Raw genomic sequence first — 8164 nt, 5'->3', positions numbered from 1 at the left:
CGTCAGCTGCGCTTACGACGAGGATCGCGCCGTCCATCTGAGCAGCGCCGGTGATCATGTTCTTAACATAGTCGGCGTGGCCCGGGCAGTCAACGTGAGCATAGTGACGGTTGTCCGTTTCATATTCAACGTGAGCCGTATTGATCGTAATGCCGCGTTCGCGTTCTTCCGGAGCCTTATCGATATCAGCATAGTCTTCGAATTTAGCATAGCCTTTTTCGGACAATACTTTCGTAATAGCAGCCGTCAACGTCGTTTTGCCATGGTCAACGTGACCAATCGTGCCGATGTTAACATGGGGTTTGGTTCTTTCGTAATGTTCTTTTGCCATTTTGCAGTTCCTCCAATGTAATTAAAATATTAGCCTTTGTCATTAATGACTTTTTCAGCTACGTTCTTAGGAACTTCTTCGTAGTGATCGAAAGTCATCGTATAAACGCCACGTCCCTGCGTCTTAGAACGCAAATCCGTTGCATAGCCAAACATTTCAGCCAAGGGTACGAAACCGTTGATATGTTCAGCGCCGCCGCGCATTTCCATGCCGTCAACGCGGCCGCGACGAGAGTTCAAGTCGCCGATGACATCGCCCATGTATTCTTCAGGGACGACGACTTCGACTTTAACATACGGTTCGAGAAGAACAGGATCGGCTTTCTTTGCGCCTTCTTTAAAGCCCATGGAGCCGGCAATCTTAAATGCCATTTCCGAAGAGTCGACATCATGATAGGAGCCGTCGAATACGATAACCTTGATATCGACCATGGGGAAACCAGCCAAAACGCCCGTTTCCATAGCTTCTTTTACGCCGGCTTCGACAGAGCCGATATATTCTTTCGGAATTGCGCCGCCGACAACTTTGTTTTCAAATTCAAAGCCTGCGCCGGCTTCCTGCGGGATAAGTTCAAGCCAGCAGTCGCCGTACTGACCGCGGCCGCCGGACTGACGAACGAAACGGCCTTCCTGCTTGACGCTCTTGCGAATCGTTTCGCGGTAAGCAACCTGCGGCTTGCCGACGTTGCAGTCTACCTTGAATTCACGAGCCATACGGTCGACGATAATATCCAAGTGGAGTTCGCCCATGCCGGAAATGATCGTCTGACCTGTTTCGGCATCGGTCTTAACCTTGAAGGTCGGATCTTCTTCAGCCAAGCGAGCCAATGCAATACCCATTTTTTCCTGGTCAGCCTTGGTCTTCGGTTCTACGGCAACAGAAATAACCGGTTCAGGGAATTCCATCTTTTCAAGGATGATGGGGTGTTTTTCATCGCACAGCGTATCGCCTGTCGTCGTATCTTTCAAGCCGACGATAGCGCCGATATCGCCGCAGTATGCTTCCTGTACTTCTTCGCGATGGTTTGCGTGCATACGCAGGATACGGCCTACGCGTTCTTTCTTGCCTTTCGTGGAGTTGAACACGTACGTGCCGGACTGAAGCGTACCAGAATAAATACGGAAGAAAGCTAATTTACCGACAAAGGGGTCAGCCATGATCTTAAAGGCCAAGGCAGAGAACGGTTCTTTGTCGTCAGCTTTGCGGCTGTCGTCTTCACCTGTATCGGGATTTACACCGGCAACAGGCGGAATATCGAGCGGAGACGGCATATAGTCGACAACGGCGTCGAGGAGCATCTGAATACCCTTATTCTTGTAAGCAGAGCCGCAAAGTACGGGGAACATCTTGTTGCTTACAACGGCGTTGCGGATAGCTGCCTTGATTTCGTCGATGGAGATTTCTTCACCGTCGAGGTATTTCATCATGAGCTCATCGTCCGTTTCGCAGACGGCTTCAAGCATAATCTGATGATATTCTTCAGCTTCGTCTTTCATGTCGTCCGGAATATCAACGACTTCGATTTCCTTGCCGAGAGCATCGTCATATACTTCAGCTTTCATCGTAACGAGGTCGATGATGCCGCTGAACGTCGCTTCAGAGCCAATCGGCAGCTGGATCGCTACGGCGTTAGCCTGGAGGCGGTCCTTCATCATCTGAACGCAGTTCAGGAAATCAGCGCCCGTCGTATCCATCTTATTGATGAAAGCGATACGGGGAACATGGTAGTGTTCAGCCTGACGCCATACCGTTTCAGACTGCGGTTCTACGCCGCCTTTAGCCGAAAATACGGCAACAGAGCCGTCCAAAACGCGAAGAGAACGTTCAACTTCAACTGTAAAGTCAACGTGCCCCGGGGTATCGATGATGTTGATACGATGACCTTTCCAATGAGCCGTCGTTGCAGCGGAAGTGATCGTAATGCCGCGTTCCTGTTCCTGCGCCATCCAGTCCATCGTTGCGGCGCCGTCGTGAACTTCGCCGATTTTATGAACGCGGCCGGTGTAGAAAAGGATACGTTCTGTCGTCGTGGTTTTACCGGCATCGATGTGGGCCATGATACCAATATTTCTCGTTTTTTCCAAGGGAAATTCTCTTGCCACGATTTTTTCCACTCCTCAAATAAAAAACTTAAATAATTACCAGCGATAATGAGCAAAGGCCTTGTTGGCTTCTGCCATCTTGTGGGTATCTTCTTTCTTTTTGATAGCTGCGCCAGTATTGTTGAAAGCGTCCATCAATTCAGCGGCAAGCTTTTCTTTCATCGTACGTTCGCCACGTTTACGAGCGTAGCCGACAGTCCAGCGGATGCCGAGGGACAGGCGGCGGTCAGCGCGCACTTCAACGGGAACCTGGTAGTTGGCACCGCCTACACGGCGAGCGCGAACTTCCAAAACAGGCATTACATTGTTGAGAGCCTGTTCAAAAACTTCTAAGGGATCTTTATTCATCTTAGAACGGATGATATCGAATGCGTCGTATACGATAGATTCAGCGACGCCTTTTTTACCGTCCAACATAACTTTGTTGATGAAGCGCGTTACCAATTTAGAATGGTACACCGGATCCGGCAGCACATCGCGCTTCGGCACAGGGCCTTTTCTTGGCATGTCTAATTCCTCCTTTGTAATATGCAGGTTATCGGTTCATCTGATCAGGCAATACGATTATTTACCCTTTTTAGCGCCGTATTTAGAACGGGACTGCTGACGGTTTGCAACGCCAGCCGTATCCAAGGCACCGCGGATGATGTGATAACGTACACCAGGAAGGTCTTTAACACGACCGCCTCTGATTAATACTACACTGTGTTCCTGTAAATTGTGACCAATGCCAGGAATATAAGCTGTTACTTCGATGGAGTTCGTCAAGCGAACACGGGCAACTTTACGCAGAGCAGAGTTAGGTTTTTTCGGCGTAGCCGTGTATACACGAGTGCAGACGCCGCGTTTCTGCGGGCAGTTTTTCAAAGCCGGCGCCGTGGATTTCGTTACAGAATCCTGACGACCCTTACGAACTAATTGGCTGATTGTTGGCATGTGGGCACCTCCTCTCCAAACAATTAGATTTATAATGTAATCATCATCAGAAAAATATCTGACGATGATATTACCAAAGTTACTTCAACACTCCAACGGCCGCTGCCTTGACTTTAATGCGGCAGGCTATGCCGAGCTCTGCCATCGTATTGGAACGGTCGACGGCGATGCCTGCCTCCTCCGCATACGCGAGAAGCGGCGCGACGACCTGTTCGTCACAGTCGTTAGCAACATACAGCTGGGTGACTTCGTTTCGTTTCATTGCTTTAAGCGTTTGCTTTGCCCCTACGGTCTTGCGGACATTGCCCGCCAGTTCCAAGCTCACGAAACATCACTCCTTACATCTTGCAAATTGCGCGCAGCACCTTCGCCGCGACACTTAGACATTGTAGCATTCCCCCATAGGAATGTCAATGTGTTTTTCGTAAAAACTGCGTAACTAAGACATTTTTTATTACACTCATCCGGGTGTATCTTACAAGGTAAAAAACAGAGACCTCTCTTACGAGAGGTCTCTGTACAGTGCTATAACGTCAGAGCTTAATGGCCCGCTTCGGGAGCTGTCGCCGTTACGTCGTCGCAGTCTACGACGGAGCCGTCTTCATCTTCATACGATATGGACGGTACGGTTTTGACAACCTTTACCTTGCGGTACCGGCTCATGCCGGTGCCGGCGGGAATCAGCTTGCCGATAATAACGTTTTCCTTCAAGCCGAGCAAGGGATCAATCTTGCCCTTGATAGCCGCATCCGTCAATACGCGGGTCGTTTCCTGGAACGACGCAGCCGACAAGAACGATTCCGTCGCCAACGCGGCTTTCGTAATACCGAGCAGCATCGGCTTGCCGATGGCCGGCTTGCCGCCTGCAGCCTGAATACGGCGGTTCGTGTCTTCGAAAATATTGACGTCGACGTAATCGCCCGGCAGCATATCGGCGTCACCGGCGTCTTCAATCTTCATCTTGCGGAGCATCTGACGCACGATAACTTCGATGTGTTTGTCGTTGATACCAACGCCCTGGGATTTATATACCTTCTGCACTTCGTATACGAGGTAGCGCTGCGTAGCTTCTACACCCAGAATGCGAAGGATGTCGTGAGGATTGATGGAACCCGACGTAATACGGCTGCCCTTCGTGATGACGTCGCCTTCATGAACGACTAAGTGAGCTCCGTACGGGATGGTGTAGCTGCGTTCTTCGCCGTCTTTATTTACGACGTGAACGATATTGATGTCATGGTGGTCTTCTTTTTCCGTAATGGAAACGACGCCGTCGATTTCCGTGACGATAGCGTTGCCCTTCGGCTTACGGGCTTCAAACAATTCTTCGACACGGGGAAGACCCTGGGTAATATCCCCTGCCGACGCAACGCCGCCTGTGTGGAACGTACGCATCGTCAGCTGCGTGCCCGGTTCGCCGATGGACTGGGCCGCGATAGTGCCGACCGATTCGCCGACATTTACCTTGCTGCCCGTGCCCAGGTCGCGGCCGTAGCACTTAGCGCAGACACCGTAACGGCTGTGGCAGGTAAGGACGGAACGAATCCGGACCTTATCGTAATATTTAGCGATTTCTTTCGCCTGGTCGGCCATGATTTCTTCATTAATCGGAACGATGACTTCGCCCGTATTCGGGTTGACCAAGGCTTCCGCCGCCGTACGGCCTTCGATTCGTTCTTCCAGCGGTTCAATGACGCCGTCGCCTTCGACGATAGCCGTAACTTCTACGCCGCGGATATCGTTATTGCGTACTTTTACTTCCGTTACGTCGCTGGAAAGGATGCGTTCGATAGCATCTTCTGTCAGTGCCGTGCCAGCCGGGCAGATTTCCATGCCGTTGGAATCAATCACTGCCGTTTCAACGGTTTTGCCAAGCATATTATCGACCATAGACTTGCGAAGCGCCGCGCGGAAGCCTTCTTCCGGAGCTCCCAGCGTAACGACTTCAACTAAGTTCGTATGGTTCATATCATCGTTTATATCCATCTGGCTGCCCTGGAGATACAGCTTCGGCAGCTTGTGCTCGATAACCGTATCCATATCGTCTGTCGTCAGCAAATGGCCTTCTTCGAACACGACGTCTGCAGTTTCCGGATCGATCGCCGGTTTCGCCAAGACGCGGCCAATCAGTTTTTCCCGCAGGAGGTTGACAGCCTGACGGCACGAGCTGGCCAAACGGGCCCGTTCGCGGACGAGGTCGATGCCGAATACGTCGCAGTCGTCTTCGCGAACGATGACGTCCTGCGATACGTCGACGAGACGACGGGTCAGGTAGCCCGAGTCAGCCGTACGCAGAGCCGTGTCGGCCAAACCCTTACGGGCGCCGTGGCTCGACGTAAAGTAATCCAATACGGACAGGCCTTCGCGGAAGTTCGCCTTGATCGGCAAGTCGATGATACGGCCGGACGGGTCAGCCATCAAGCCGCGCATGCCGGCAACCTGACGAATCTGCTGCTTGTTGCCGCGGGCGCCGGAGTCAGCCATCATAAAGATGGAGTTGAACGGGTCCATGTTATCCATCATGGCTTCCGTCACATCGTCCGTCGCCTTTTCCCAAATGGAGCAGGTCTTGCGGTACCGTTCGTCTTCAGTAATCAAGCCGCGGAGGTACATTTTCGTAACATTTTGAACCTTCTTATCGGCTTCGTTGAGAATATCCCATTTTTCAGCAGGAATCTGAATGTCCGAAATAGCGATGGACATGCCGGCCTGCCGCGCGTAATGATAGCCGATAGCCTTGATACGGTCAAGGAGGGCCGCTGTCTTCGTATTGCCTACGAGATGGAAGCAGGCGTCGACAAGCTTGCCGATTTCCTTCTTATTCATCAGTACGCCAAGGCAGTTGACGTCGACAAATTCTTTTCCTTCTTTGAAGGCGGCTACCGCTTCTTTATCTACCTTATTAGCCGGCAGCGGACGAATTGCCAAGAGGTCTACGCCGAAGGCTTCCTTCAGCTGGGAGAAACCATAGTCTAAAATATGGCCGTTTTCATCTTTAATCTTTACGAGATGCGTCGAATCGATGATGCCGTTTTCATAGGCAAACTTCGTATCTTCGGGATTGGTAAATACCATGACCTTGTCCGTATGATACAAGCGGAGTGGTTCGTACACCTGATAGTTGTACAGCAGCTTGCCCGCCGTCGTTTCGATAATACCGTGGCCGGGAATGCGGACCTTGATGACCGCTTCGATATCGATAGCCTTGGCATCATACGCCAGCATGACTTCATCGTAATTAGAGAACATCTTGCCTTCGCCCAAGGCTCCCGGTTTAACAAGGGTCAGGTAATAAGCACCAAGCACCATATCCTGCGTCGGTACGGCAACAGGCTTGCCGTCCTTCGGCGCCAAAATGTTGTGTGCCGAAAGCATGAGCGTTCTCGCTTCAGCCTGGGCTTCTACGGACAAGGGCAGATGGCAGGCCATCTGGTCGCCGTCGAAGTCGGCGTTGAAGGCGGTGCAGACCAGAGGATGCAGCTTAATGGCCCGGCCTTCCCAAAGAATCGGTTCGAAGGCCTGAATACCTAAACGGTGCAGCGTCGGGGCGCGGTTCAAGAGTACCGGATGTTCCTGAATAACGTCTTCCAGCACGTCCCACACTTCCGGGCTGACGCGTTCAACCTTTTTCTTAGCGTTTTTAATGTTCGTAGCAATACCTTTTTCTACGAGCTTTTTCATGACGAAGGGCTTGAACAATTCCAAAGCCATTTCTTTCGGCAGACCACACTGATGCATTTTCAGCTCTGGTCCGACGACGATAACGGAACGGCCGGAATAGTCGACACGCTTACCTAACAGATTCTGACGGAAGCGGCCTTGTTTCCCCTTGAGCATATCCGACAAGGATTTAAGAGGACGGTTGCCCGGCCCGGTGACAGGGCGGCCGCGGCGGCCGTTGTCGATCAGGGCGTCGACAGCTTCCTGAAGCATGCGCTTTTCATTGCGGACAATGATATCGGGAGCGCCTAATTCCAGCAGCCGGCTCAGGCGGTTATTTCGGTTAATGACGCGGCGGTACAGGTCGTTTAAGTCCGACGTAGCAAAGCGGCCGCCGTCGAGCTGTACCATCGGGCGCAGTTCCGGGGGAATGACGGGAATCACGTCCATGACCATCCATTCCGGTTTGTTGCCGGAATGGCGGAAGGCTTCGACGACTTCCAGGCGGCGGATCGCCCGGACCCGGCGCTGGCCGGAAGAATCGCGCAGCTCGTCGCGCAGTTCTTTATTGAGTTTTTCCAAGTCCAGTCCCTGGAGTAATTCCTTAACGGCTGCCGCGCCCATGCCGACGCGGAATTTATCGCCGTACATATCGAGATACTGGCGGTATTCCGTTTCCGTCAGGAGCTGCTGCTTCGTCAGCGGCGTATCGCCCGGGTCCAGGACGATATACGAGGCAAAATACAATACCTTTTCCAGCGAACGGGGCGAAATGTCGAGAATCAGGCCCATCCGGCTGGGAATTCCTTTAAAATACCAAATATGAGATACAGGCGTAGCCAGTTTGATATGGCCCATCCGTTCGCGGCGAACCTTCGCGCGCGTTACTTCAACGCCGCAGCGGTCGCAGACAACGCCTTTATAGCGAATGCGTTTGTATTTTCCGCAATGGCATTCCCAGTCTTTCGTAGGCCCGAAAATGCGTTCGCAGAATAAACCGTCCCGTTCCGGTTTCAATGTACGGTAATTGATCGTTTCCGGTTTCTTTACTTCGCCGTGCGACCATTCAAGGATCTTTTCCGGAGAAGCCAGTCCAATCCGCATGGAATCAAATTCGTTCACGTCTAGCACTAAT

Annotated in this window: 6 protein-coding genes; all 6 read right to left on the bottom strand. The window is 51.9% G+C overall.

The annotated features are described in order from the left end of the window. Positions 1-331: GTP-binding protein (locus B5F80_RS10145; RefSeq protein ID WP_204246393.1), on the bottom strand; the 331-nt coding region annotated here is incomplete at its 3' end. A 29-nt stretch (positions 332-360) separates the two neighbouring features. Further along, positions 361-2433: an elongation factor G gene (gene fusA, locus B5F80_RS10140; protein WP_087478714.1), complete on the bottom strand. Its 2073-nt coding sequence runs from the start codon at positions 2431-2433 to the stop codon at positions 361-363. Positions 2434-2469: 36 nt separating this feature from the next. After that, complete coding sequence (gene rpsG / locus B5F80_RS10135) at positions 2470-2940, bottom strand: 30S ribosomal protein S7 (RefSeq protein ID WP_087478713.1); 471 nt, start codon at positions 2938-2940, stop codon at positions 2470-2472. A 57-nt stretch (positions 2941-2997) separates the two neighbouring features. Further along, positions 2998-3369, bottom strand: a complete 372-nt coding sequence (gene rpsL / locus B5F80_RS10130; protein ID WP_087478712.1) for a 30S ribosomal protein S12 — start codon at positions 3367-3369, stop codon at positions 2998-3000. Positions 3370-3448: 79 nt separating this feature from the next. Beyond that, positions 3449-3694, bottom strand: a complete 246-nt coding sequence (locus B5F80_RS10125; protein ID WP_087478711.1) for a ribosomal L7Ae/L30e/S12e/Gadd45 family protein — start codon at positions 3692-3694, stop codon at positions 3449-3451. Between the two features lie 215 nt (positions 3695-3909). Then, the gene (gene rpoC / locus B5F80_RS10120) at positions 3910-8160 is read right to left on the bottom strand and encodes a DNA-directed RNA polymerase subunit beta' (RefSeq protein WP_087478710.1); all 4251 of its coding nucleotides are present in this window, start codon (positions 8158-8160) and stop codon (positions 3910-3912) included. Between the last annotated feature and the right edge of the window lie 4 nt (positions 8161-8164).

This window comes from Megasphaera sp. An286 (assembly GCF_002163455.1).
GTDB classification, from domain to species: Bacteria; Bacillota; Negativicutes; order Veillonellales; family Megasphaeraceae; genus Megasphaera; species Megasphaera stantonii.
The sequence above is the reverse complement of the archived record's forward strand: the minus strand, read 5'-3'. Positions and strand labels throughout refer to the sequence as shown.

Bases quoted from the DNA above. Each gene is read 5' to 3' on its own strand.
- rpsG (WP_087478713.1), bottom strand. From the start codon at position 2,940: ATGCCAAGAAAAGGCCCTGTGCCGAAGCGCGATGTGCTGCCGGATCCG.
- rpsL (WP_087478712.1), bottom strand. From the start codon at position 3,369: ATGCCAACAATCAGCCAATTAGTTCGTAAGGGTCGTCAGGATTCTGTA.